This is a genomic window from Rhizobium oryzihabitans (assembly GCF_010669145.1).
GTDB classification, from domain to species: Bacteria; Pseudomonadota; Alphaproteobacteria; order Rhizobiales; family Rhizobiaceae; genus Agrobacterium; species Agrobacterium oryzihabitans.
The window spans coordinates 1,581,766-1,606,805 of sequence record NZ_CP048635.1 but is presented as its reverse complement, the minus strand read 5'-3'; the positions used below and the strand labels follow the sequence as shown (position 1 = coordinate 1,606,805).

17 protein-coding genes and 5 pseudogenes are annotated in these 25,040 nt (G+C 61.0%); 9 read left to right on the top strand and 13 right to left on the bottom strand.

Features of this window, described 5'->3' with window-relative positions; translation table 11 throughout:
• Positions 1 to 45 precede the first annotated feature (45 nt).
• Entirely contained in the window at positions 46 to 1,101 is a 1,056-nt protein-coding gene (locus G3A56_RS23995) for a dipeptidase (protein ID WP_082184916.1), read from the bottom strand.
• A 205-nt stretch (positions 1,102 to 1,306) separates the two neighbouring features.
• Positions 1,307 to 2,014: a phosphoribosyltransferase gene (locus tag G3A56_RS23990; protein WP_082184917.1), complete on the bottom strand. Its 708-nt coding sequence runs from the start codon at positions 2,012 to 2,014 to the stop codon at positions 1,307 to 1,309.
• A gap of 207 nt (positions 2,015 to 2,221) precedes the next feature.
• Here G3A56_RS23990 and G3A56_RS23985 point away from each other — a divergent pair, with 207 nt between their 5' ends.
• The gene (locus G3A56_RS23985) at positions 2,222 to 3,394 is read left to right on the top strand and encodes a M20 aminoacylase family protein (RefSeq protein ID WP_082184918.1); all 1,173 of its coding nucleotides are present in this window, start codon (positions 2,222 to 2,224) and stop codon (positions 3,392 to 3,394) included.
• Between the two features lie 74 nt (positions 3,395 to 3,468).
• Here G3A56_RS23985 and cml read toward each other — a convergent pair.
• The 9 genes and pseudogenes from cml to G3A56_RS23940 form a co-directional block, all read right to left on the bottom strand.
• Positions 3,469 to 4,658: pseudogene (gene cml / locus G3A56_RS23980) on the bottom strand (CmlA/FloR family chloramphenicol efflux MFS transporter).
• A gap of 213 nt (positions 4,659 to 4,871) precedes the next feature.
• Positions 4,872 to 6,665 (bottom strand): adenine deaminase, encoded by a 1,794-nt coding sequence (locus tag G3A56_RS23975; RefSeq protein ID WP_082184920.1) that lies wholly within the window; start codon positions 6,663 to 6,665, stop codon positions 4,872 to 4,874.
• Positions 6,662 to 7,585: a nucleoside hydrolase gene (locus G3A56_RS23970; RefSeq protein ID WP_082184921.1), complete on the bottom strand. Its 924-nt coding sequence runs from the start codon at positions 7,583 to 7,585 to the stop codon at positions 6,662 to 6,664. The genes G3A56_RS23975 and G3A56_RS23970 overlap by 4 nt, the downstream gene beginning before the upstream one ends.
• A gap of 2 nt (positions 7,586 to 7,587) precedes the next feature.
• Positions 7,588 to 8,613, bottom strand: a complete 1,026-nt coding sequence (locus G3A56_RS23965; RefSeq protein ID WP_082184922.1) for an ABC transporter ATP-binding protein — start codon at positions 8,611 to 8,613, stop codon at positions 7,588 to 7,590.
• Complete coding sequence (locus G3A56_RS23960; RefSeq protein ID WP_003499009.1) at positions 8,606 to 9,385, bottom strand: ABC transporter permease; 780 nt, start codon at positions 9,383 to 9,385, stop codon at positions 8,606 to 8,608. Before G3A56_RS23960 ends, G3A56_RS23965 begins: the two co-directional genes overlap by 8 nt.
• Positions 9,382 to 10,208 (bottom strand): annotated as a pseudogene (locus G3A56_RS23955) (ABC transporter permease). The gene G3A56_RS23960 and the pseudogene G3A56_RS23955 overlap by 4 nt, the downstream one beginning before the upstream one ends.
• A gap of 174 nt (positions 10,209 to 10,382) precedes the next feature.
• Complete coding sequence (locus tag G3A56_RS23950; protein ID WP_035227020.1) at positions 10,383 to 11,405, bottom strand: ABC transporter substrate-binding protein; 1,023 nt, start codon at positions 11,403 to 11,405, stop codon at positions 10,383 to 10,385.
• Positions 11,402 to 12,468, bottom strand: a pseudogene (locus G3A56_RS23945) (LacI family DNA-binding transcriptional regulator). The gene G3A56_RS23950 and the pseudogene G3A56_RS23945 overlap by 4 nt, the downstream one beginning before the upstream one ends.
• 135 nt (positions 12,469 to 12,603) lie before the next feature.
• Positions 12,604 to 13,522, bottom strand: a pseudogene (locus G3A56_RS23940) (LysR family transcriptional regulator).
• A gap of 168 nt (positions 13,523 to 13,690) precedes the next feature.
• Here G3A56_RS23940 and G3A56_RS23935 point away from each other — a divergent pair.
• Positions 13,691 to 14,805: pseudogene (locus G3A56_RS23935) on the top strand (acyl-CoA dehydrogenase).
• A gap of 319 nt (positions 14,806 to 15,124) precedes the next feature.
• On the opposite strand, the gene G3A56_RS23930 reads toward G3A56_RS23935, so the two are convergent.
• Entirely contained in the window at positions 15,125 to 17,218 is a 2,094-nt protein-coding gene (locus G3A56_RS23930) for a TonB-dependent receptor (RefSeq protein WP_167373918.1), read from the bottom strand.
• Positions 17,219 to 17,489: 271 nt separating this feature from the next.
• On the opposite strand from G3A56_RS23930, the gene G3A56_RS23925 reads away from it, so the two are divergent.
• The gene (locus G3A56_RS23925) at positions 17,490 to 18,266 is read left to right on the top strand and encodes an IclR family transcriptional regulator (protein WP_082184926.1); all 777 of its coding nucleotides are present in this window, start codon (positions 17,490 to 17,492) and stop codon (positions 18,264 to 18,266) included.
• A gap of 2 nt (positions 18,267 to 18,268) precedes the next feature.
• On the opposite strand, the gene G3A56_RS23920 is transcribed toward G3A56_RS23925, so the two are convergent.
• Positions 18,269 to 19,570 carry an NtaA/DmoA family FMN-dependent monooxygenase gene (locus G3A56_RS23920; protein WP_082184927.1) on the bottom strand — a complete coding sequence of 434 codons (1,302 nt, stop codon included), beginning with the start codon at positions 19,568 to 19,570 and terminating at the stop codon, positions 18,269 to 18,271.
• A 200-nt stretch (positions 19,571 to 19,770) separates the two neighbouring features.
• Between G3A56_RS23920 and G3A56_RS23915 the strand changes: the two genes are divergently transcribed.
• The 6 genes from G3A56_RS23915 (at position 19,771) to G3A56_RS23890 (ending at position 24,971) form a co-directional block, all read left to right on the top strand.
• Positions 19,771 to 20,586, top strand: a complete 816-nt coding sequence (locus G3A56_RS23915; protein WP_082184928.1) for an ABC transporter ATP-binding protein — start codon at positions 19,771 to 19,773, stop codon at positions 20,584 to 20,586.
• Positions 20,583 to 21,596, top strand: a complete 1,014-nt coding sequence (locus G3A56_RS23910; RefSeq protein WP_082184929.1) for a FecCD family ABC transporter permease — start codon at positions 20,583 to 20,585, stop codon at positions 21,594 to 21,596. The genes G3A56_RS23915 and G3A56_RS23910 overlap by 4 nt, the downstream gene beginning before the upstream one ends.
• Entirely contained in the window at positions 21,593 to 22,657 is a 1,065-nt protein-coding gene (locus tag G3A56_RS23905) for a FecCD family ABC transporter permease (RefSeq protein WP_082184930.1), read from the top strand. The genes G3A56_RS23910 and G3A56_RS23905 overlap by 4 nt, the downstream gene beginning before the upstream one ends.
• 23 nt (positions 22,658 to 22,680) lie before the next feature.
• Positions 22,681 to 23,634: an ABC transporter substrate-binding protein gene (locus tag G3A56_RS23900; protein WP_164056849.1), complete on the top strand. Its 954-nt coding sequence runs from the start codon at positions 22,681 to 22,683 to the stop codon at positions 23,632 to 23,634.
• A 232-nt stretch (positions 23,635 to 23,866) separates the two neighbouring features.
• Complete coding sequence (locus G3A56_RS23895; RefSeq protein ID WP_082184932.1) at positions 23,867 to 24,700, top strand: siderophore-interacting protein; 834 nt, start codon at positions 23,867 to 23,869, stop codon at positions 24,698 to 24,700.
• Positions 24,693 to 24,971: a phosphopantetheine-binding protein gene (locus G3A56_RS23890; protein ID WP_035226994.1), complete on the top strand. Its 279-nt coding sequence runs from the start codon at positions 24,693 to 24,695 to the stop codon at positions 24,969 to 24,971. Before G3A56_RS23895 ends, G3A56_RS23890 begins: the two co-directional genes overlap by 8 nt.
• Positions 24,972 to 25,040: the final 69 nt, after the last annotated feature.

Below are 25,040 nucleotides of genomic sequence, written 5' to 3'. Positions count from 1 at the left end.
CTCCCCTTTTGTTATAAGATTGATTTCGTTCGCTTTTATGTGCTCTCAGGCGGCCTCATGCCAGGCCTGGGATAAGACGCGCAGCCAGTTTTCCCGGCATATTTTAGCCAGTTCTCCGTCACCGTAGCCCGCCGATTTCAGCGCCGCAACCAGATTGTGATTGCCGCTCGCGTCAGCAACGCCAACGGGTACCGTCGCACCGTCGAAATCGGATCCGAGCGCCACGCAGTCGATGCCCATGCGCTCCACCATGTAGTCGATGTGGCGCACCATGTCGGAAAGCGGGGTGTCGGCAATGTCGCGCGCATCCGCCCGCAGCATGGTCACGGCATAGTTGAGGCCGACCAGTCCGCCGCTCTCTTTGATGGCATCCATCTGCCGGTCGGTGAGATTGCGGGCGACGGGGGTGAGCGCATGCGCGTTGGAATGGCTGGCGATCAAAGGCTGGTTCGTGGTCTTCGCCACATCCCAGAAGCCCTTTTCGGTGATATGCGCAAGATCGATGAGAATACCGAGCCGGTTGCATTCCTTCACCAGCGCAAAACCGGCATCGGTGAGGCCGGGCGCGGTATCGGGCGACATCGGATAGGAGAAGGGAACCCCGTGGCCGAAAATATTGTGCCGGCTCCAGACCGGACCAAGCGAGCGCAGACCGGCAGCGTAAAAAACCTCGAGCGCATCGAGATCGGCTCCGATCGCCTCGCAGCCTTCCATGTGCAGCACGGCCGCGAAGATATCCTCGGCAAAGGCCTTGCGGATATCGGCTGTCGAGCGGCATAGCCGCCAAGCCCCGGCGCGATCGAGTCTGAGCGCGATCGCAGCTTTTTCCATGGCGATATCAAGCGAAGGCTGGCGTTCGAGCGGCGCCGCGAGCGGTGTATTATAGTGACCCTGCGCGTCCGGCTCCTGCAGGATGAGATCGCCGGAGGGGATGTAGATGGCGCAGATGCCGCCGCCAAGACCGCCTGCCCGTGCACGCGGACCATCGATATGGCCTTCGCGTGTGCCATTCCTGAATTCCGCAACCGGATCGGCGCCGGCCTTGCTGTTGCGCCACAACCGAAGCAGCACATCATTATGACCGTCGAACACTGCATGCATTTGAAGAAATTCCAGTAAGCGGCAAAAACAAAGGGGGCGGGCAGACGCCGGAATGACACCGCGCAAAAGCAAACCGGCGCATTTTTTGCCGGCCGCTATAATCTGTCAGAGACGATCTTAGGACGATCTCTCGCGGCTCCGCAAGACGCAAATTAGGCAACGATGAAATTATCACCACTTGCCTTTTGCCGGGAATTGCGCAACGTCAAGCCCGCCAGCCGCCTTCCGCCTTTGTCAGCAGCGGCGTGGCGAAAACACCCCTCACCCGCTCCGGCCATTCCGGCCCGAAAGCAGCGATTTTTTGCTCCCAGCGGTCCGATTGCAGCATGGCTGCACCGATCACCACCGGCCGGATGCCGGACGAGGCGAGAAGCGAAAGACCTGAAATGATGGAACTGCCGCTCGATATGACATCATCCACCAGCGCCACCCGCCTGCCCTCGATAAGCGGCAACATGCGCGGATCGATATAAAGCCGCTTTTCCTGTTTGGTGGTGATGGAGGACATGGGCACCGACAGTTCCTCCAGATACCAGAATTTGCGCGACGTCCCGAGCGGCACGTAACGCGAATGGCCGAGATGGCGGGCGACGGCGGCGGCGAGCGTCAGCCCGAGCGTCGGCAGGCCGATCACCACCTCTGGCTTGAGGGGGAGAAGCTTCTGAGCAAGATCGGCGGCCAGCGCTTCCAGCACCTCAAAGGAAGCCTGATTGACGATGAGCGAGGCCAACGCATGCTCGCCATCCGCCAGAGGCCGGATCGGCAGGCAGATCTGACGTCCATCATCCAGTTCCGCCGGAAAGAAGGCGGAATGCGGACCTGCCGTTTCAAATGTGCGGGGCGCGCGGATATCCTGCCAGAACTCATGCGGAGCAGCAGGGGATAGGGCGGCAGGCGATGCGGATTGCGGCATCGTTCTTTTCCTTTCAGGAGCGGGGTGGCGAAAGACACTCGCATTGTTCGGCCACGCCAGCCCGGTTCTTCACATCAGGCATTTCAACAACCGCAAGCATGCGGCGGGTTCTTTTCATTGGCTTTTTCAGCTAGAACAAAACAAAGCAACAGGCATTCGGACAAGCTCACCTATGGCGTGGGTTTTTCCCATATTCAAGGACAAGCTATGAGACTGCTGGACCGCATCGGCGAGGACCTGCCATTCCTGACGGAGCTTCGTCACGACCTCCACGCCCACCCGGAACTGGGCTTTGAAGAGGAGAGAACGAGCGCCATCGTCGCCGACCTTCTGGAAAGGGCGGGACTGAAGGTCCATCGCGGTCTTGGCGGCACCGGCGTGGTCGGCACGCTGCAGGTTGGCAACGGCACGCGCAGCATCGGTCTTCGCGCCGACATGGATGCACTCGCCATGCCGGAAGTTCCGGATCGGCCGTATAAATCGAAATTCCCCGGCAAGATGCATGCCTGCGGCCATGACGGCCACACCGCCATGCTGCTGGGGGCCGCGCGTTATCTCGCCAGAACCCGCGATTTTTCCGGCACCGTGCATTTCATCTTCCAGCCGGCCGAGGAAGGCCGCGGCGGCGCAAAAAAAATGGTGGAGGACGGGCTTTTTACGCTGTTTCCCTGCGATGCGGTCTATGGCCTGCACAATATGCCGGGGCTTGGCATTGACGAGATGGCCGTGGTGGAAGGCCCGCAGCTCGCCTCGTCCGATAGCTGGCGCGTCACCTTCAGGGGCATCGGCACCCACGGCGCCAAGCCGCATCTCGGCCGCGATCCGGTAACGGCGGCGGGCACCTTCCTCTCTTCGCTGCAAAGCATCGTCGGCCGCGTCGTCGATCCACTACAACCTGCCGTGGTCAGCGCCTGCTCGGTGCAGGCGGGTGACCCCAAGGCGCTCAATGTCATCCCCGATCTCGTCGAGATCGGCGGCACGGCGCGCGCCTATGCGCCGGATGTGCGCAGCCAGCTTGAAACGGAAATCGGCAGGCTCGCCAGGGGTACGGCCGCGATGTTCGGCATCGAGGCAAACTATGAATTCATTCGCCGCATTCCACCCGTCATCAACGATGCCGATGCGACGAAACGGGCGCTCCGGGCCGCCAAGACCGTCTTCGGCAGCAAGGCCCGCACCGCCTTCCCGCCCTCGACCGCAGGCGACGACTTCGCCTTTTTCGCGGGCGAAGCCCCCGGCTGCTACGTCTGGCTCGGCAACGGCCCGGCGGTGGATGGCGCGCTGCACCACAACACCTCCTATGACTTCAACGACGCGGCAATCGTTCCCGGCGTCGCCTTCTGGGCAACGCTGGTGGAGCAGGAACTGGCGGCAGAATAAGGCGGCAAACCGCATTGCGCATTCCCAAAGCTGAAAAGCCAGGCAACACCAATGGTGCTGCCCGGCTTTCTCTCTCAGATGTCCCGGCGGTTCAGCCAATACAGCGCGATCAGAACGATGCAGGCCATGATCGATGAATAGGCGACCACCGGCCATGCCGCATCACCCGGCAGGACGACGACCGCCAGGGTGCCCACTATTCCCACACACAGACTTTGAATGCAGAAGTAGAAGGCGACGGCCGTGCCCGCCATATGCCCGAACTCCTCCAGCGCACCATTGGCGGTGACCGAGACCGTAAAAACGATACCGACCGCCATGACCCACATCGGCACGATGAATGTCAGGAATGACGGGACCGCCCCGATTTCACCTGCCGCAAACAGAAAGGCCCCCACCAGCAACAGGGCCATGCCCCTGACGAGACTGCCCTGCACACCCCATCTGGCGACGAAGAACTTCGCAAAACGGGTGGTAACGATCATGGCGATCGCCACCGTTGCAAAAGCCAGGCTGAACTCCACCTCGGACAGACCTGCCCTGCCGATCATGACGCGCGGAGCTGTGGAGAAGAATACGAAAAACGTCCCCATGGCAGCGCTGAACCCAAGCGTATAGGTCCAGAAGCGGCTACTGCCCAACATGCGCAAGGGCGATGGGCGCGACATCCCTGCCGTCACCGGCCGGGTTTCACTCCAGTTCATCAACGCGGCAACCGTGGCGATGAGAGCGGCCGCCCGAGAGTGACGAAGATGGCACGCCAGCCGTATCCTTCGGCGATGACCGCCCCGACAATCGGGCCGAGGGCCGGGACGAATGCGAGAATGGAGCTGAACGTTCCGTACATCGTCGTTGCTTCCGGGCGGTCCGCATAGACGTCGCGAACGGTGGCGAAAGTGGCAACCAATGCCGCCGCCGCACCCGCCGCCTGCAGGAACCGGAACACGATGAAGGCACTCGCAGTCGTCACGGCTGCAAGGCAGAACGAGGCCACGACGAATAGCACGGCGCCGCCGAGCAAAACGGGCCGGCGACCAATGCGGTCCGAGATGGGGCCAAACACGATTTGGCCAAGGCCGAGCATCAACATATAAACGGTGAGCGTCAATTGGATAACGACGGGCGTAGTGCCGAGAGTTTCCGGCATGATGGGGACGACCGGCAGGTAAATATCCATGGCCAGCGAGGCGAGAATATCAAAGGGAGCCATGAGCAGCATTGCTGCAAACAGCGATCTCCCCCAAACGGGAGTTTGAATAGACATGAGAATTGATCCGCTCAAATGAGGACATTTGGCGGCGTCTGCCCGTTGGAACAGAGATTGCTCGACAGAACGCCGCAACAACGAAATATCGTCGTTGCGGCTTACTTATCTGCTGACTTCGAGGCACCCATGTTCAACATTCCTATAAAGCGACGGGTAAACGGGGGTTGGATTTAGCAATATACCGGCTTTTTGGCAACGCTTGGCCCCGGCCTACCCCACCGTCGCAATCACCGGGCTCTCCATCACCCTTCCCGTCAACACATCGGCAATACCCATATCCGTCTGGTGCGGGCCGATGTTGCAGGCGAGCGTGGCGCCGAAGCAGGCCTTGAAGACCAGATAGGGCGGCTGCCATTCGACGACATCGCCGACAGCGGCGCGCAACGCTTCGAAAGCCCTTGCGACGTCTTCAAGCGGCGCATCGGAAACAAGGCCGGAGAGCGGCAGCGGTAGAAGTGCCGTCACCTTGCCCTCAGAGGCGACAGCCATGCCGCCGCCTGCCGTTATCACCGCATTGGCGGCCAGCGCCATGTCCTCGGCATTGCCGCCGAAGACGGTGAGGTTGTGGCTGTCATGCGAGACGGTGGTGGCGAAGGCGCCGTTCCAGCTTCCCCAGCCGGTGAGGAAACCGGTTTTTGTGACAGGCTCGGCCTTGCCGTGGCGATGGGTGACGGAAATCATCGTGGCACCCTCTGGCGGAACGACGAAACCATCCTTCACCTCGGCCTCCACCTCACCCCATTGCGTGAAACGCGGGCGGTCGATGGTGGCGAGGCGGACCTTCGAGCCTTCGGAGGCAACCCGGAAATCATCGGCCTTGCGCTGCGGCAGCTTCATCGAGCCTTCGAGCGTTGTCGCATCGCAGGCCGGAACCTCGACGCGCATACGCCCGCCTTCCGCGACTGCTTTGCCACCGGCCAAGACATGACGGGCCGAAAAGCCGCTCAAATCCTCGAAGATGACAATATCGGCACGGCGACCGGCGGCAATGAGGCCGAGATCGGAACGGCCGAGCCGTTGCGCGGCATTGAGAGTGGCGGCGCGCAGCGCCCATTCAGGCCTCAGCCCGTAACCGACGAGGCGGCGCACCACATCATCCAGCCCGCCACCCCGCAACAGATCGTCCGGGAAAACATCGTCGGTGCAGAGCGTCACCGTCTGCGGCAGATGGCCGAGCGCATTCAGCGCTTCCACGAATTCCGGCAGCAGATGATCGTGCGAGCCACGCAGTTCGATGGTCAGCCCCGCCCGAAGCTTTGCCATCAGGTCTTCAGCCGAGACCAGCTCGTGATCGGAAGAAACGCCCGCCGCCATGAAGGCGTTGAGATCGGCATCCTTCAGGCCGCGCGCATGGCCACAGAGCAGCTTTTCCGAGATGAGACCGGCCTGCACGATGCCGCTCATGCGCGGATCGCGCTCGATGACGCCGCGCATGTTCATGATTTCCGCAACACCACCAATCTGCGGCCAAGACAGGATATCGGTGAGAATGGCAGCGTCGAAATCCGCACCGCTGCATTCCAGCCCCGGTGCTGACGGTACTGAGGACGGCGCAAGCAGAATGGCGCGGAGTGGCAGGTTTTCTATTGCTTTCGCCGCCCAGCGCACGCCTTCGACACCATGCACATTGCCGAATTCATGCGGGTCCCAGACGATGGTGGTGACGCCACGGGCGACCACTGCCGCCGCATAGGCGGCCGGTGTAACCATCGAGCTTTCGATATGCATATGTGTGTCGATCAGGCCCGGCGAGACATAGGCACTGGTCGCATCGATAATCTGTGCAGCATCGCTGCGGCTTGCCGGTTCGTGAATGCTGGCGATCAGCGGGCCGACAATGCCGATATCGGCGGCGCGAAGCTCTCCCGTCACCACATCCACCAGCGTTCCGCCAGCAATGAGGACATCAAAAGGCGCATCGCCGCGCGCAGCGGCAACCGCGCGGGTGCGCAGTGCATCGTCGTTGAGATCGGTTGGCTCGCGCATCGGGATTTGCGCACTCATAGGGCAGCCTCCCGGCGCAGCGCCTCGAGAACCGCAGCCTTTGCAGCCTCGGCATTCACGGTTTCGGCGAAATGCGCGTTGAAACCCGTCACCTTCTCGGCCCGTGCCTCAACCACCGTTCGTCCGCGCGTCAGCGAGGCGTGAAGTTCGACATCAATCCGCGCATGGCGCCAGCCAAGGAACTCGGAGGTGAAGGCGACTGCGGCGACGGGATCATAAAGCGCCATGGCGGGTCTGCCGCGCCTTGTTGCGATGCCGATGAAACCTTCCAGCAGATCGGCAATCAGACCGGCGTTTTTTCCGCCGGCATTGCGGATCGGCAGCACATCGGCCGACGAGGCGGTAACCTTGCGGCAGGCGTCCAGATCGACCATGCGCAGCGGCAGGCCATGGGATAGCACGATGGCTAGCGCTTCCGGATCGGCAAAGGCGTTGAATTCGGCAGATGCCGTGTGGTTGCCGCTCGTCACACCGCCGCCCATCCAGGTGAGGTCAGAAATTCTGGCCGCAAGATCAGGCCGGGCAAGGCAAAGGGCGGCGATATTGGTGAGCGGGCCGAGCGCGAGGATGCGCTTCTCACCGGCTCCGTCCGCCAGCCAGTCGCAGAGAGCGGCGAAGGCATCGCTTTTCGGCAGAGCCGCCGCATCCGGCAGGCTTTGACCGACAGTCGGAATGCCGTTATCGCCGAGGATAGACTGGGCGGTTTCGAGTGCGCCGAGCACCGGCATGGCGCGGCCCTGATGGATCGGCATCGACCAGCCGAAGGCGGCAACGGCACCCGCCGCATTGCGGCAGACCGCCTGAAGCGTCGCATTGCCGAAGACCAGCGAAATGCCGTCAACGGCAAGGCCTGCCGATTGCACCACCATGATGGCGGCGATATCGTCAAAGCCCATATCGGTATCGATCCACACACCCATGATCAGCCAAACACCTTCAGGCTTGCCGCTTTTTCGACCGGCAGGTCGAAGGCGAGCGTATCACCGATCGTATGGGCGGTGAGCGCAGCATCGGTTTCCGCCTTTATGGCGCCAAGCGGCGTATCGAGCAGATATTCACGCGTATTTCCGGCAAAGGATGTGCCGCGCACGGTTCCCTGGAAAGGACCTGAACCGAGGGTGACCATGCGCGGCCGCCAGGCCAGTCCAGATGCTGAAGGGACTGGTCCGGTGAGCGGTGTTGTGCCGTTTGCGGTTTTCAGCGCGCCGCCTTCCAGCGCGAAGATATTTTCGAAGCCGACGAAGTCAGCCACGAAGGACGAAACCGGCGCATTGTAGATGTCTTCCGGCGTGCCGATCTGCTCGATCTTGCCGCCCTTCATGACGACGATGCGGTCGGCCAGCGCCAGGGCCTCGATCTGGTCATGGGTGACAAAGATCATCGTCACGCCGGTTTCCTTCTGCACGCGCTGCAATTCTGTGCGCATTTCGAGCCGGAGGCGCGCATCGAGATTGGAGAGCGGCTCGTCGAGCAGCAGCACCTTCGGCTCCATAACCATGGAGCGCGCCAGCGCCACGCGCTGCTGCTGGCCGCCGGAAAGCTCTGCCGGCTTGCGCGATGCGAAGTTCGACAACCCCACGGACTTCAGACCGGAGGCGACCTTGTCGTCCAGCGCCTTGCCGTTCATGCCCTTGAGCTTCAGGCCGAAGGCGACGTTTTCATAGACCGTCAGGTGCGGGAAGAGCGCGTAGGACTGGAACACCAGACCCACGGCGCGCTTGTTGGCGGCAACGCGGGTGATATCGGCCCCATCGAGATCGATGCGCCCGCCCGCTACCGGCATCAGCCCGGCAATGGCGCGCATCGTCGTGGTCTTGCCGCAGCCGGAAGGCCCCAGCAGCGCGAGAAGTTCGCCCTTGCGGATATCGAGATCGAGATCCTTGACGGCAATGCTGTTGCCATAGGCGAGCGAGACTTTTTGGAGCGAAAGATAATTTGCGTCAGACATAACGGGAGAACCCCAGAAAACGTTCGGCCATGAAAACGATGCCGATGGAAAGGAAGGCGAGCAGCGAGGAGAGTGCGGCCACGGAAGGATCGAAGACGATTTCCATGTAACCCAGCATGTCGATGGGCAGCGTGCGCACGCCGGGCCCCGACAGGAACAGCGATACCGGCACCTGGTTGAAACTCGTCACGAAACCGAGAATGAAGGCGGAGAGAATACCGCCGCGAATATTGGGCAGCACCACGCGGAAAAACGCACCGAGCCGCGACGAGCCGAGCAGCACCGCCGCCTCCTCGATGTCCGAGCGCAGATTGTTGAGGCTGGCCGATACCACCCGCACCGCATAGGGCAGGATGAGCGCGGTGTGGGCGAGAAACAAAGCAAGCGTGATGCCGATGCCGAAGGGCACGACGAAATAACGCAGCAGCGCGAGACCCACGATGATGCCGGGCACGATGATCGGCGCGGAAACGATGGTGCGCACCGTCTCTGCAAAAGGCAGCTTGTAACGCGACATGGCGTAGGAGGCGGGAATGCCGAGGATGAGCGCTGCAAAGGTGCCGCCAATGGCGAGGAACATCGACATTGCAAAGCTTTCCCGGAAGCTCTCAACCGTAAAGACCTTGGCGATCCATTTCAGCGAAAAGCCCTGCGGCGGGAAGGCAAGCGTATCGCCGGCCGAAAACGAGGCCGCGACGATGATGAGGAACGGCCCGATGAGGAAACCGACGACAAGAAGGAGCGTGAGCGGAATGAAGAGCTGCCGGGTCATTTCTTGTTCCTCGCGGTGGCGATGCGCTTCAGCAGGATATTGGCGGCAAAGCTCATGACGATCAGGATGAAGGCGATGACGCTGGCGGCGACGAAATTGTTGGAAACCGTCACCTGCTGGTAAAGCAGGGTTTCCAGCATCAGCACCTTGGAGCCGCCGAGAATGGCGGGCGTGATATAGGCCGTGAGCGAACCGGTAAAGACCAGCGTGCCGCCGACGACCAGCCCTTCCTTGGTGAGCGGCAGGATGACCTTCCAGAACACCTGCAACCAGTTTGCGCCGAGAACGCGCGCGGCGGCGATGGTGTCCTTCGGCATATTCTCCAGCGCACTGATGAGGGAGATGATCATCAACGGCAGAAACAATTGCAGGAGACCGATGAAGACGGCCGTTTCGGAAAACAGGATGCGTATAGGCGCGTCACTCAGCCCGACCGCCTGCAGCGCCTGGTTGACGATACCGGTTCTGCCCAGAATGACGATCCAGGCGTAGGTGCGGGCAACCGGCGAAATCATCAGCGGCAGCACGACCAGATTGACCACATGGCCTTTTGCCCCGGCGAAAGATTGACGATGGCGAAAGCCGCCGCATAACCCACCACCGCCGAGACGATGGTGACAAGCGCGCCAAGCTTCAGGGTGCGCAGGAAAACCGTCTGGTTCAGCGGATCGGAAAAGAAATCGGCGTAAGCGGACAATGTCCAGCCTTCGGCGCTGTGGAAGCCCTCCGACAGAAGCATGAAGACCGGCACAAGAAAGACCGCCGCCGCAAAAATAGCGGCGGGCAAGGCAAGCGCCAGCGCTTCGGCCCGGTTCTGAAACATGGGTTTATTCCCTGAACGGCCACGCGGCCGGTTACGGTTGAAGCCGGCGTGCCGGCTTGCGGTCTGAAAAGGTTGGAAAAGCGGTCAGGGGACGACCAAACCGCTTTTCCTGAAACGGGGCGAGCCCTTGCGGACGCTGAAAATCACCCCGTTCCTGACTGAAACTGTCCCGGCTTATTGCCCGACCTTGGAGTTCCACTCGGACAGCCACTTGTCGCGGTTATCCAGCGTCACGTCGGAAGGGATGAGCTGCAGGCTTTTTGCGGTTTCGTCGCCATAGGTGATGTTGTTCGCCACCTCGTCGGAAACCTTGACTTCCCTGTTGGTCGGGCTGTCCACCAGCTTTTCGGCCAGCGCCTTCTGAACGTCGGTCGAGAGCCAGAAATCCATGAACTGCAGCGCCAGATCTTCGTTCTTCGTGCCCTTCGGCACCACGAGCACGTTCATGCCGCCGGTCTGGCCTTCCTTGGGCGTTGCCCAGGCAAGCGGCAGGTCAAGCTTGGTGAAAGGCGCCCAGGAGAAGCGGCCGATCGGGGCAGCCCAGATTTCTTCCTGCTGCATCAACTGCACCAGCTGCGAGGACTTGACGTAGAAAGTGACGATATCGTCCTTCTTTTCGCCCACGGCCTCGATCGCGCCGGAAAGATCAGGCGTATCCTTGCCGATGGCCTTGCCGAGCATGTAAAGCGCCGGCGGGCCCTGGTTGGTGGTGACATTCGGGAAGGCGACGTGGTCGACGATACCGTCCTTGAGGAGATCGGCCCAGCTATCGACCTTCATCTTGTCGGTGCGATAGACGATGGAGGTGGCGTAAAAATTGACGCCGACGCTCATGCCGTCGCCATTCGGGTCCTTGGCGATATCATAGAGCTTGTCGATATTCGGGACCTTGGAAGCGTCGATCTTCTGGATCAGGTCCTTGCGGGTGGCGGAAAGCGCATCCGCCATGGAAACGATGGCGAGATCGACCACCGGATTGGCCTTGTTGGCCTCCATCTTGGCCAGACGCTCGACACTGTTGCCGGTCTCGACGACCAGCTTGCAGCCGCATTGCTTTTCGAACGGCGTATAGACCAGTTCCTTGAATTCGTCCTGCGCGAAGGCATAGACAGAGATCGTCAGCGTCTTGTCCTGCGCCTGCGCGGCACCCATCGTCAGCATCAGGGCGGTGCCCGATGCAAGAATGATTTTTTTCATGGTGTGAGTTCTCCTGCTGTCGTGTTTTTGGCTTCAATCGCATCATGCTTTTTTCTGCCGGTGGAGCCGCGCATGATCAGCGCCATCGGTATGTTCGATATTTCGGCCTTCACCTCGGCGGCAATGCCGTTTTCTAAACCGGCCTCGCCATCGATTGCGCGCAGCAGCGCCTCGACCGCCAGATCGGCGATGCGGCCCATATCCATGCGCATCGTCGTCAGCGGCGGCGTCACGACGGCCGAAAAAATCAGATCGTCGAAGCCTGTTACACTGGCCTCTTCCGGCACCTCGATACCCTCGCGCTGCAATTCGGTAAGCGCGCGCAGCGCATGCAGGTCCGATACGCAGGCAAAGGCGGTAAAACCATCCGCAACCCGGTCGGCAAGGCCAAGACGGCAACCCGCGCCATCAGCCTTTTCAATGGCATCTATCCATAGCGTCTGCGTGGTGCAGGCCTTGCCGAGCCCATCGCGAATGCCGCCAAGGCGGTCGTTCTGCACGTTGGAATCGCGGTTCTTGCCCACCAGCACCACCCTGTCGTGGCCAAGCCCCGCCAGATATTCGCCGACCTGCCGGCCACCATCCCAATGGTCGGCGGCAACCGTGTTGCCGGGCGTCGATGGACTGTCGATCACGGCCACCGGACAATCGACATCGGCGATGCGCGTGCCGCGGCGGGCACGATGACCATGCCATCCACGCCGCGCTCGATCAGCCGGTTGATCGCGTCCGTCTGCATGGCGATCTCACCGCGCGAGTCGGCGATCAGCACACCGTAACCGGCATTGACGGCCGCCTTTTCGATGGCCTGTGCGATCTGCGGGAAAAGAGGATTGGCAATATCGGGCAGAACCAGCCCCAGAACGCCACTTTTGCCGGTGCGAAGCGCCCTGCCCGCCGAACTCGGCACATAACCAAGCTCGGTTGCGGTCTTGCGGATGCGCTCCACCAGCTCCGGCGAAACCCGACCCTTGCCCGACAGCGCATTGGACACGGTTGCAACCGACACGCCGAGTGCCGCTGCTATCGCGCTCAGATTGGTGGCAGGCCGTGAAGACGCCATAATGGTCCGAAAGGGCTGATTAAACGTTTAATCACGATAGTCGAGCAAAACCGCCCTGTCGAGTCCGGACCGGGGCAAAACCGGGCGAAAACCGAGGCATAAAGTCTAAACGCCCGAAAAAAGTGCTATTATTTTTTAGAGCTGTGGATTGCTGGCCGCACGATAGGCCTCCACCTGCCGCACCAGCCAGTCGCGAAACAGCACGACCGGAACGTGGTTGGCGCGCGAAAGCGGCGCCACGGCATAATAGGAGCTGGGGCTTTTGGCCTGATGATCGAAGGCTTTCACCAGCTGCCGCGATTTCAGCTCATTATCGATCAGGAAAAGCGGCATCAGCGCCACGCCCAGTCCGGCGATGCAGGCCTGCGCCACGCTGGAAAACTGCTCGAAACGCATGCCCTGGGGCAGGGCAAGCGACAGGCCGAGGCTTTCAAACCAGTGGCTCCATGCGCCCGGCCGCGAAGCCATGTGCAGAAGCGGAAGCGCCGCAATATGTTCGCCCTTTTCGATCGGATGCGCCTTCAGGAACTCGGGACTGCACACCGGGGCGACCATTTCATGCATCAGAAAGGTGCTTTCCGCCCCGGCCAGTCCGCCTGACCGATATGGATCGCCATATCCAGCTGCTCGCGCTCAAAATCGAATTGCCCGATACGGGTGGCGAAATTGATGGTGATTTCGGGATGGTTCGCCACGAAATCCGGGATACGCGGCAGAAGCCAGCGGGTGCCGAATGTCGGCAGCATGGCAAGGTTCAGCGTATTGCCATGCGTTTTGGTCATGATTTGGAGGGACGCGGAGCGTATCTCGCCAAGGGCTGCGGCAATCGATTTCGCATAGGCGCTGCCCTCGGTCGTCAGCGCCACCCCGCGTGCGCCGCGCTCGAACAGGCGCACGCCAAGCTGTTCTTCCAGTGACATAACCTGCCGGCTGATCGCCCCTGCGTCAGGGCAAGCTCATCGGCGGCTGCGGAAAAGCTGCCGAGCCGGGCCACGGAATCGAAGGCGGCGAGCGCACTGGTGGAGGGCAGAAGTTTGCGGCTGAGAGACGTCATGAGCCATTACTATATGTAATGCAAAAATGAGTAAACATGGCTTGTGCCGGCTGGCTCGAATACCAATAATCCGGCCAGCAAATCCGGAGGCATCACGTGAGCGAACACGCAGCATTCAATTGGCAGGACCCTTTTCTGCTCGAAGACCAACTGACCGACGACGAGCGGATGATCCGCGACGCCGCCGCCGCCTTCGGCAAATCGGAACTATTGCCGCGTGTCTCCGAGGCCTATCTTTCCGAGACCACCGAGCCGGAACTGTTTCGCCTGATGGGCCGAACCGGCCTTCTCGGCGTCACCCTGCCGGAAGAATACGGCGCAGCCAATGCAAGTTACGTGGCCTATGGTCTCGTCGCCCGCGAAGTGGAACGGATCGACAGCGGTTACCGCTCGATGATGAGCGTGCAGTCATCGCTCGTCATCCATCCGATCTTCGCCTATGGCTCCGACGAGCAGAAGAAGAAATATCTGCCCGGCCTCGTCTCGGGGGAACTGATCGGCTGTTTCGGCCTGACCGAGCCGGATGCCGGTTCCGATCCGGGCGGCATGAAGACCCGCGCTGAAAAGATCGCTGGCGGCTATCGCCTGCGCGGTTCGAAAATGTGGATTTCCAATGCGCCGATCGCCGATGTCTTCGTCGTCTGGGCGAAATCGGAAGCCCATGACAACCAGATCAAGGGCTTCGTGCTGGAAAAGGGCATGAAGGGACTTTCGGCCCCAAGATCGGCGGCAAGCTTTCGCTGCGCGCCTCCATTACGGGCGAGATCGTTCTGGACGGTGTGGAAGTGGGCGAAGACGCACTGCTGCCCAATGTCTCCGGCCTGAAAGGCCCGTTCGGCTGCCTCAACCGCGCCCGTTACGGCATTTCCTGGGGGGTCATCGGTGCGGCGGAAGATTGCTGGTTCCGCGCCCTGCAATATGGTCTCGACCGCAAGCAGTTCGGCAAGCCGCTGGCCGGCATGCAGCTTTACCAGAAGAAGCTCGCCGACATGCAGACCGAAATCGCCCTCGGCCTCCAGGCATCGCTGCGCGTCGGCCGTCTGATGGACGAACACAGAATGGCGCCGGAAATGATCTCCATCATCAAGCGCAACAATTGCGGCAAGGCGCTGGACATCGCCCGCCAGGCCCGCGACATGCATGGCGGCAACGGTATCCAGATCGAATACCACGTCATGCGCCACGCCCAGAACCTCGAAACGGTCAATACCTATGAGGGCACGCACGACGTCCACGCGCTGATCCTCGGCCGGGCGCAGACGGGCATTCAGGCGTTTTTCTGAGGCTTGTGGACTGGAGGCGGGATCAGCACCGGCATAGTACACCCGCGAAGATTCCCCCACCGTCATTCCGGCCTTGAGCCGGAATCCAGCCGACGTGCGTCTGCACGGCGGGAAGACTCCTTTCAGCCCAAGGACTTGGGCTGGCTGGATTCCGGCTCAAGGCCGGAATGACGGAGGGAGAGTGCATGACGCCCCGGCAAATGTGAACCTGCCCTCTGAGCTAAGCTCAAATCGTATCATCGGGAGTAATCCCCCTGAAACAGAAAGACCTCCGAAGATCGCTTCGAAGGCCTTTTTCTTTTCGAGTTCAGGTGACGGCTCAGAACGTGCCGCGCACGCCGATGCCGAACATGCGCGGTTCGGTCATGCTGGCCTCGATGCCGCCAATGCCGCGGTTTTCCTTCATGAGCGTCGGTGCGCGCTCGTCGAAGACGTTCTTGACGTAGGCGTAGAACTCAAGCTCCTCCTGGAACTTGTAGCTCGCCCGCACATCCGCGATCGTATAGGGGTCGATCGCATAAACGGCCTTGTTATCCGTGTCGGAATAATAACCGTCGAGATGACGGACCTGGCCCGAGACGGTGAACTTGTCCGTCACATCCCAGCTCGCGCCGATGGTGAAGCTGTAACCCGGCGATTTGGCGAATTCCTTGCCGACATAGGCGGCGTTGCTGGAAATCTCGTCGATTTTCGTCTTCAGCAGACCTGCGCTGGCCTTCAGTGTCAGATTGTCGAGAACCTGATAATCCACGCCGATTTCCAGACCGTAGGCATGGGCTTCCTCGGCATTGACGGTGTAGGATTCGCTGATGCCCGTGGAAACAACGACCGGCACGTTAAACTGGGCATTGTTCATGTCCATGTAGAACAGGTTGCCGTTCACCGTCAGCGTATCGTCCAGCAGGTTGGCACGCGTGAACAGCTCGTAGTTCCAGATGGTTTCCTTGTCGAAGGTCCGCCATTTGCTGGTCGTCAGGTCGAATGCGACACCGCCGGGATTGTAACCGCGGCTGATCAGGCCACCGACCGTCCAGTCGTCATTGATGGCATAGGCAAGCGAGGCCTTTGGCAGGATTTCCGAGAAGGTTTCGTCATAATTCACTGAGCTTCTGGAGGTCGCGCTCAATGTGCGATAGCCGCTGCGCTGAATCTGGTCCTGCTGGTAGCGCAGGCCGCCGGTCAGGGTCCATTGGTCGGTCAGGCGATAGCTCAACTCGCTGAAAAGACCGAGATTGTCTTTGGTATCGTCAAATTTGGACGTCCCGCGCAGATAAAGGACTTCGTCAGCCTGTGAGTGGGCGTAATAAATACCCGCAACGCCGCTCAGCACATCTTCCTGATCGCCGAAGGTCACGCGCGTTTCGTGGGAGGTGTTCTTGAGATCGACATCCGCATCGCCGTTATTGGCAATGCCAACCCGGCGCTTGGCGATGGAAGAGGAAAACTGCGTCTGGTTGAACAGTTTCACGCCGTTTTCGAAATCATAATTGACGTCCAGAATCCCGGTATTGGTATACTGGCTGAAGCTCGGCATCGTCGTGGTAATGTGGTTGAGATCCTCGAAGGGGCGCGACGCAGCCTCCTGGCTTGGCCGGTTCGAGGCGTTGTAGGAATAGGTCAGCTTGGTCGAAAGGCCGGGAATTTCAGCCGGTTCCCACAGAAGCTTGAAGCGCCCATTGAACTCCTTGAAGTTCTGGTCCGTGCCGTCATGGGCAAAAGCCGAGCTGATGTAATCGATGAAGGTGTCGCGGCCGGAGTAGTCGATGGCCATACGCGCCGCCAGCTCATCTTCGATCAGAGGACCGGAAAGCGCGAATGAACCCCGCTTCTGGTGATAGTTGCCGATTTCAGCCTGATAGGATGCCTCAGGCGTAAAGGTCGGGTCCTTTGTATTGACGAGGATCGCACCGGCAATGGCATTGGCGCCCTGCGAGGTCGTCTGCGGACCGCGGAAGACCTCGATGCTGTCGACATCCCAGATGGAGGAGGCGCCATAGATGAATTCATTGTAGCCGAGATAGTGGCCGTCGACATTGATCGTGGCACGCGGCACCGTGCCGGTGAAGAAGGCGATCGAACCCGTGTTCGGTCCCTGCGTATCCTGTCCGCGAATGATGGGGGCGCTGACATTGTCAGTATAAACGATGTTCGGAATATCCTTGATCGCTTCCGATACGGTCGGGTCGCCGGTCTTTTCCTTTTTGATTTTTTCACTGGAAATGACCGAGACGGATGACGCCGTGTTCTTCATGTCGCGTGCGACTTTTTCACCGGTCACCACAATCGGCTTGAGAACGGTCGTTCCCGAGGCCTCAGCCTGCTGATCCTGACCGAAAACCGGCGTCACAAACAAAGCCGCCAGCGTCAACACGCTGACCCCGCTCATCAAACGGCCGCTAGAACGAAACCCCATCACACACCCCTAAATAAACATGAGTATTAAAGTCATATTCAAGTAACGGAAGCGTTATCCGTTTCGCAATAGAGAATGCGTTCTGTATTGCGGACACACAGGGTTCCGCAACGGCATGTGCCATATTTACAACAAAGTTTATCGAGTTTCCTTTGTCGCCTCCTTCCGCACCGCAAGGGGAAGACGTTGAAACGGCTCAGAAATCGATTCCGATTTCCGCTCCGATGCGCTAGGCATGGTCACGCGAAAAGGGGGAACGGGCTTGAGCGCCATGGATGACGAGCTGGGCAATCTGCCGGAAAACGAGGGAGAGAAGCGCTCTGCACTCATTCAGTCGGTGTCGATTGCTGCGCGTTTTCTCGATCTTCTGGCAAAATCGGACAGGGCGCTTGCACTCGGCGAACTCGCCAAACGCGCCGGCACCGGCCGCTCCACTGCCCATCGTTACCTGCAAAGCCTGGTGCGCGAAGGGCTGGTGGCGCAGGATCCCGCAACCGGCAGCTACGATCTCGGCCCGACCGCACTCGCGATAGGCATCAGTGCGCTCAGGCGAATCAATCCGGTCGAGACCGCCGGTCGCCAGATGAAAGCGCTGGCCTCGCAGATCGGCGCCAGTTGCGGCGTGGCGATCTGGACGGATCGCGGCCCGACCGTTGTGCAGTGGCACAGGAGCGCCAGCTTCTCCATCAGCACGGTGGCGCTGGGTGATGTTCTACCACTGGATAACAGCGCCTGCGGGCTGGTTTTCCAGGCTTATCTGCCGGCTGACAGGATAGCGGCGGTGCGCAAGTTGCAGCCCGCCGCCTTTCGCGGCTCCCGCCCGGACGCCAAAGTCCTGCACGCCATTCGCGAAACGGGCGGCGCGGAACTCAACGAACACCTGTTTTCCGCCCTGACCGGCAAGGCCGCCCCGGTTTACGACGCCCAGGGCGAAATCTGTTGCATCGTCACCACCGTATCATTTCTGGCCACCGCCGAGACCGAGGGGCATTTTCCGCAGCTTCTCGAAGCCGCCAGAAAGGCAACGGCAGAATCCGGCGGATCGTAAACCTACCCGGCCAGATGTTCCGCGAAGGTGCGGCCGGAATAGGCCGTGCGGAAAAGCCCGGCATCACCAAGCCTCGGAAGCAGCCGCTCCAGCACCAGCCGCATCGAAGAGACCGAACCGCCGGGCACCGCGACAAAGCCGTCGATAGCACCGGCTTTTGCCCATTCGCGGATATTCTCGAAGGCATCGTCAACCGTGCCGATGATCTGCCAGTGGCCAGATCCCATCACTTCCGGACGCCGCAACAACTCCGCAACGCTCAGCGTTTCCCGCTCGATCAGCCGCAGCAGCAGGCTGGCATGGGTGCGGCTTCTGGGTGTCTCGGGCGGTGGCGGCAAATCCGAAGCGGTGACAATCCGCGTGAGCGGCCAGTCGGAGAGATCAAGGCCCGTCAAATTATGAATGGAGGCGAAGATTCGGGCGCGATTGGCGCGTGCATGGGTCTCGGCAAAGAGTTCCTGCGCCTCGTTTTTCGTGTCCGCCAGATAAAGGCTGAGACCCGGCATCAGCTTCACCACATCCGGTGAGCGACCATGCCGCTCCGCTCTTTGTCGCAAATCCGCCCGCAACTCGATTGCCGCCTGCATATCCGGCGTCGAGGCAAAGACCGCATCCGCCACCGACGCCGCAAAATCGCGCCCCTCGGGAGAAGCACCCGCCTGCACCAGCGGAATGCGGCTGGCATGGGCCGGCAGGTTGAGCGGGCCTTTGACGCTGAAGTGCCTGCCCGCATGGGCGACCGGCTGCACCAGCGATGAATCGGCAAAACGTCCGCTCTCTTTGTCGAGCTTCAGCGCCTCGTTGGGAAAGCTCGCCCAGAGCTGCTGCACCACCTGCGTGAACTCGGCGGCCCGCTCATAACGCTCCTGCGGCGACGGCATTTCCGTCAGGCCGAAATTTTCGTGACCGTCCAGCGCCGTGACGATGTTCCAGCCCGCCCGGCCGCTGCTCAGCCAGTTCAGGGACTGGAGCTGGCGAGCAACCACATAGGGCGGCAGAAATGTCGTCGAAACGGTGGATAACAGGCCGACATGGCTGGTCTCCCGTGCGATGGCCGCCAGAAGCATGGTCGGGTCCATGCTCGCAAATCCACCACCGCTCTCCAGCCCCTCGGTGCGCAGAAACAGCGTATCGGGCCGGAACACGAAGTCCACATGCGCAGCCTCGGCACGCTTTGCAAGATCGACGAAATAATCGCTGGAGAACACCCCGTCTATACCGCTGTCTTGACGCCGCCATGCCTCGCCGCTGAGCCAGGTTGGCGCCAGCGACATGCCGATGTGGAGCTTGCGCGCGACTGACATGAAACACCTCGAATGAAAAAATCCTTCCGAAATCCCCGATGTGAATCGGCAAATTTCGATTTGTGGAGAATTTTACTATAGTTTAGTGTTGCTTCAAGACCACCCTGTCGCGCTTGCCGGTATGAAACCCGATTTCCGCAAGTTCGATGTGTGAATTCAAAAACTTAGATAATCCGTGCGTCGTCTCGACGCACGGCCCTATGAATAACAGGAGTTGTAATCCGGTGCTTGATGCCACGGACCTTCATGCGAGTTACGGACACGTCCCCGTATTGCAGGGCCTGTCTGCCCGCTTTCAATCCGGCCGCGTCACCGCGCTGGTCGGCCCCAACGGTTGTGGCAAGTCGACGCTGTTGAAGACCATCATGGGGTTTGTGCCTTTTTCATCCGGCAAGATAAGCCTTGATGACCGCCTGATCGGCGAGATCGGACGCCGGGAACTCGCCCGCCGCATCGCCTATCTGCCGCAGGAATGCCATTGCCCTGACTATATGACGCTTGGCGAATTGATCGAGCTTGCGGGTTATGCGCGTTACGGGCTTGGCGGCGGCCCATCCGAGCGCGACCGGGCGCTGTTTGCCGAGGCGCTGAAGACCGTCGGGCTGGAAGACAAGGCCAAGGCGCAGGTCAACACGCTCTCCGGCGGCCAGCGCCAGCGCGCCTTCATCGCCATGGTGCTGGCGCAGGACACGGAGGTGATCCTGATGGACGAACCGGTCAACCATCTCGACATGAAATATCAATATGCCGTTCTCAACCTCGTGCGCGAACTGACGGACAGGCACGGCAAGACGGTCATCGTCGTGTTGCACGATCTCAATCTCGCCTCCACCTTCGCCGATGACCTCATCATGCTGAAAGCCGGGCGGGTTCTCGCCTCCGGGCCGGTGGCGAATACGGTCACATCAGCCAATGTTGCTGATGTCTTCGATCTCGAGGCCGACATATTCTCCCGGCAGGGGCGGCTCATTTGCGTACCCCGGCTGGAGCGGCAGGAACAGGCCATCCCGGCATGATATCGAAAATAACGCTGATCTTTGCCGCCGTGCTGCTGCTGGCCGTTATCCTCGTCATCAACCTCTTGCTGATGGCTGGCGACCTGCCACTTGCCGAAATCGCGACAACGCTCCTGCGTGGGGAGGCCGAAACCTATGAACAGTCGGTCCTCCTCTATCAGCAGATCCCGCGCTCCCTGATTGCGATCTATGTCGGCGCCACCACGGCCGTCAGCGGCTGCGTGCTGCAGGGACTTGCCCGCAATCCTCTCGCCTCGCCCTCCACCCTGGGCTTGAATGCCGGTGCAGCACTGTTTGTGGTTGCCGGCACGCTGGTGTTCGATCTCTCTCCAGAGGTGCAGGGGCTTGCGGCGTTGGCAGGCGCCGGTTTCGGCTTTGGCGCCTGCTTTCTCGTCGCCCGGCTGGCAGGGCGGGCAAACGATCCGCGCGGCCTGTCGCTCATCCTTTCCGGTGCGCTTGTCTCCATGCTGCTGATCGGCATCACCAACGCCCTCCTTTTGTCAAACCCCACACGCCGCGCCGAATTCCTGAGCTGGGTTGGCGGCAACATCAACCACGTTTATGCTGGACGCCTCAGCGATTTCTGGTGGATTGGCGCCATTGCGCTGGTAATGCTCTGGTCAGTCGCCCGTCCGCTGACGCTCGTTCTGCTGGGTGCGGAAAAAGCCGCCTCCGCCGGCGTCAACGTCACACGCGTTTCCCGCATCGCACTGTTCGCCACCATGCTGGCCTCCGGGTCAGCCGTGGCGATCTGCGGCCCGATCGGCTTCGTCGGCCTCATCGTTCCGCATATGGTCCGGCCGCTGGTTGGGGTGAATTTCACGCTCGCTTTACCCGCTTCCGCCCTTGTCGGCGCAAGTCTCTGCGTGCTGGCAGATCTTGGCGCGCAGACCCTTTTCAGGCCCTATGTGGTCAATACCGGACTGTTCATGGACCTGCTCGGCGGGCTCGTCTTCATCGTTATCGTCAAGCGCTTTTACCTCTCGCCTTCGGCAAGGGGGCTGTCATGAAGCGGCAATTCGCCACCGACGGCAAAGCGGTCCTGCGGTTGCCGAGCGGTCTGCAGATCGGCATCGGCAACCTGAAGGCCGGCCTTGCGCTGATCCTGCTGGCGCTGGCGCTGGTCGCCATTTCCGTCAGCCTAGGCAATACGCAGACGGGTCTCATCGACCTCCTGCGCGGCCTTGCCGGCGGGCATCTGGGCGAGGATCAGGCCTATGCGCTGTGGACGGTGCGGCTGCCACGCATCCTGCTTGGTTTCATGGCCGGCTGGAGCGTTGCGCTGGCCGGCGCCATGCTGCAATCGGTCGCCCGCAATCCGCTCGCCGATCCCGGCCTGTTTGGTCTGAGCCAGGGATCGATGACCACCATCATGCTGCTTCTTGTGCTGGTGCCAGCGGCACCCAAGACCATGGTGGCGCTTGCAGCCGTCGGCGGCGGTCTGGCCGTGGCCTTCCTGCTCATCGCGCTTGTCGGGCGCGAACGTTCGAGCGGTCTCGCCATCCTGCTGATGGGCATCGCAATCGAATCCGCCCTCTCCTCCGTCTCCTCAGTGCTTCTGCTCTACACGCCGACGGAAACCTCGCTTTCGCTTGCCGACTGGATGGCGGGTTCGCTGTTTCAGGCGAACTGGCCGATCATCCTCGTATTCGCGCCCCTCTTCGCGGCCAGCCTTGCCGGCATTTTTCTCATCGGTCGGGCGCTTGCGGTTTTCGACCTCGGCAACGAGATGGCCATGGCGCTCGGTGAAACCGTCAAACATTCGCGCCCGCTCGTCATCGTTTTCGCCGTTATCCTCAGTTCCGCTTCCGTCACTGCTGTCGGCCCCTTGACCTTTCTCGGAGTCATTGCCCCACATCTCGCCACCTTCGTGTCGCCCGCCGTCGGCCGCGCCCGGCTTTTCCTGTCGGGGCTCACCGGCGGCATTCTGGTCGTGACTGCCGATACACTCTCGCGTGGGCTGGTGGCCGATACGCCGATGCCAATCGGCCTTGCGCTGACACTGATCGGCGTGCCGCTTTTCATCCTCACGCTGCGCCTGCAGGCGCTGCGCCGCATCAACAGCCACTGAAGAAATTGAACAAAGGTAATGCCATGCGATTTGCCCTCCTCGTTGCAGCACTTCTGACCGCCGGAAGCAGCCTTGCGGCTGAGCGAACCGTCACCGATGCCGCCGGCCGCACAGTCTCCGTTCCGGAACAGCCGCAGCGCATCGTCGTCATGCACGAGCCTCTTTTGGGCGTGCCCTTGATGGATCTCGGCGCCAACGTCGTCGGCGCCTATGGCCGCAACAGCGACGGCAAATTCGCGACCGCCGTCGATTTCATCGACACCGTTCTCGGTGAAGGCCGCACGAAACCGAAGGGTTTTGGCGCAGTCGGCCAGATCGACCTCGAAAAGCTTAGGGCGCTGCAACCCGATCTGATCGTCGCAACGGAAATGGATAGCGGCAAGGCCGAGCAGCTTTCCACCGTGGCGCCCGTCTATCTGCAAAAGGTAAGTACCGGCCACACCTATGGCTTCAGTGTCGAGGAAGATCTTTCGCGTCTGGTGGGCAGAAGCGACGCCTTCGCAGAGCGCCGCAAAATCTATGACGAAAAACTTGCCGCCGTCAAAAAAACGCTCGGGGAAGACGCAAAGGGCAAGACCTATCTCGCCATCCTGCTGACCGACCAGATAAATGCGGTGGGCGACATGTCCGGTGCGGTGCAGGCGCTGGAGGATCTGGGTTACGCGCGGCTGAAAATCGACAACGCCACCCCATCGGGCGGGCTGGGTTCGACCCTGACAATGCCGCTCAGCGCCGATGCTTTCGGCAAGCTCAACCCGGATCTCCTGGTGGTGATGAACAGCTATAACAGCCCCGCCCGTGGCGAAGCCGGAACGCGCGCCGCACTTGAAAAGATCATTCCCGGCTGGGAACGCTTCGTCAAACCGGCACGCGAGGGCAGGATTGTTTTCCTCGATTCCACCCGGGTGACGACGCCATCGATCCCCAGCGCGCTCCACACGCTGGACGCGGTGGAGAGCTGGGCAGGCCGCCGCTAACCTCCCCTGCCGCACGCACAATTCCGGCGCAAACCATGCGCCGGATATAAACTTGAGTTTTTGAAGAAACTTATATTGCGAGCGCCGGAACCGCCTGTTATGGTTCGCGCATCTTGACGCAACGACGTCGGATCTCCCGCCGGAAACTCCGGTGCGCGATTGTCCGGCATGCCGATCCGGGACAGCGAAACTGCCGACCCCCCATCGGCGATATCCCAGGGAACTTAGCAACATGAGCATTGCACAAAGCATTGAAACCGGCGTTCCGGACCGTACCCCCAAACGCCATCGCTACGCCGTCAAGCTGCGCTGCCTTGACGTGGCTCGCGTGGAAAAACTCAGCCGCTCCATGGTGCGCATCGTATTGACCGGGCCTGAACTGGAGGGCTTTGAGAGCCTTGGTTTTGACGACCACGTCAAGATGTTCTTCCCGCTTCCCGGTGAAACCGAGCCCAACCTGCCGGTGATCGGCCCGAACGGCCTTGAATTTCCCGAAGGTGCACCCCGCCCGCTGGCGCGCGATTATACGCCGCGCAGCTTCGATGCCGAAAAGGGTGAACTCGCCATCGATTTCGCCACGCATCATGAAGGCCCCGCCAGCAACTGGGCAAAATCCGCCAAGGTGGGTGACAAGGCGTGGATCGCAGGTCCGCGCGGCTCGTTCACCGTTCCCTTTACCTTCGACTGGCATCTGCTTGTCGCCGACGATACCGGCCTTCCCGCGCTGGCGCGGCGACTGGAAGAAATGCCTGAGGGCACCCGCGTCGTGGCCCTGATTGAGGTCGAGACGGAGGCTGACCGCCTGGACATCGCCACGAAAGCTGACGCTTCGATCATCTGGGTAACGCCGAAGGCCGCAGGCGGCGCCGACGCCCTGACGGATGCGCTGCGCGCACTCGACCTGCCGAAGGGCGATTTCTTCAGCTGGGTCGCCTGCGAATCGAAAACCGCGAAAGACCTGCGCACCCTTCTCGTCGGCGAATTCGCTGCAAATCCCAAATGGACCCGCGCTTCCGGCTACTGGCGGCGCGGCGCAAGCGGCGTTCACGATCATTTCGATGAGTGAGCCGGTAATCGCGGCGGGGGCGAGGCTGGAGGCGAAAATGATGACGACGGAACTCAAGGCCCATCTCGCCAAGGTTCTCGACGATGAGGTGGGGGATATCGGGCCGAATGCCAACCTGTTCGGCTGCGGGCTTCATTCGCTTGCCCTCATGCGCCTGATCCCGCCGCTTTCGCAACTCGCCGGCACGCGCCTTGACTATGATGATCTCGCCCGCCAGCCGACGCTTGCCGCCTGGCAGGCGCTGATCGAACGGTCGCGCGCGAAACATTGATCCCAACAAAGACGGGACTTGCCGCAGCGGGCGCAACGCCCCCGGACATGTCCCCACGCACTTCCAAGG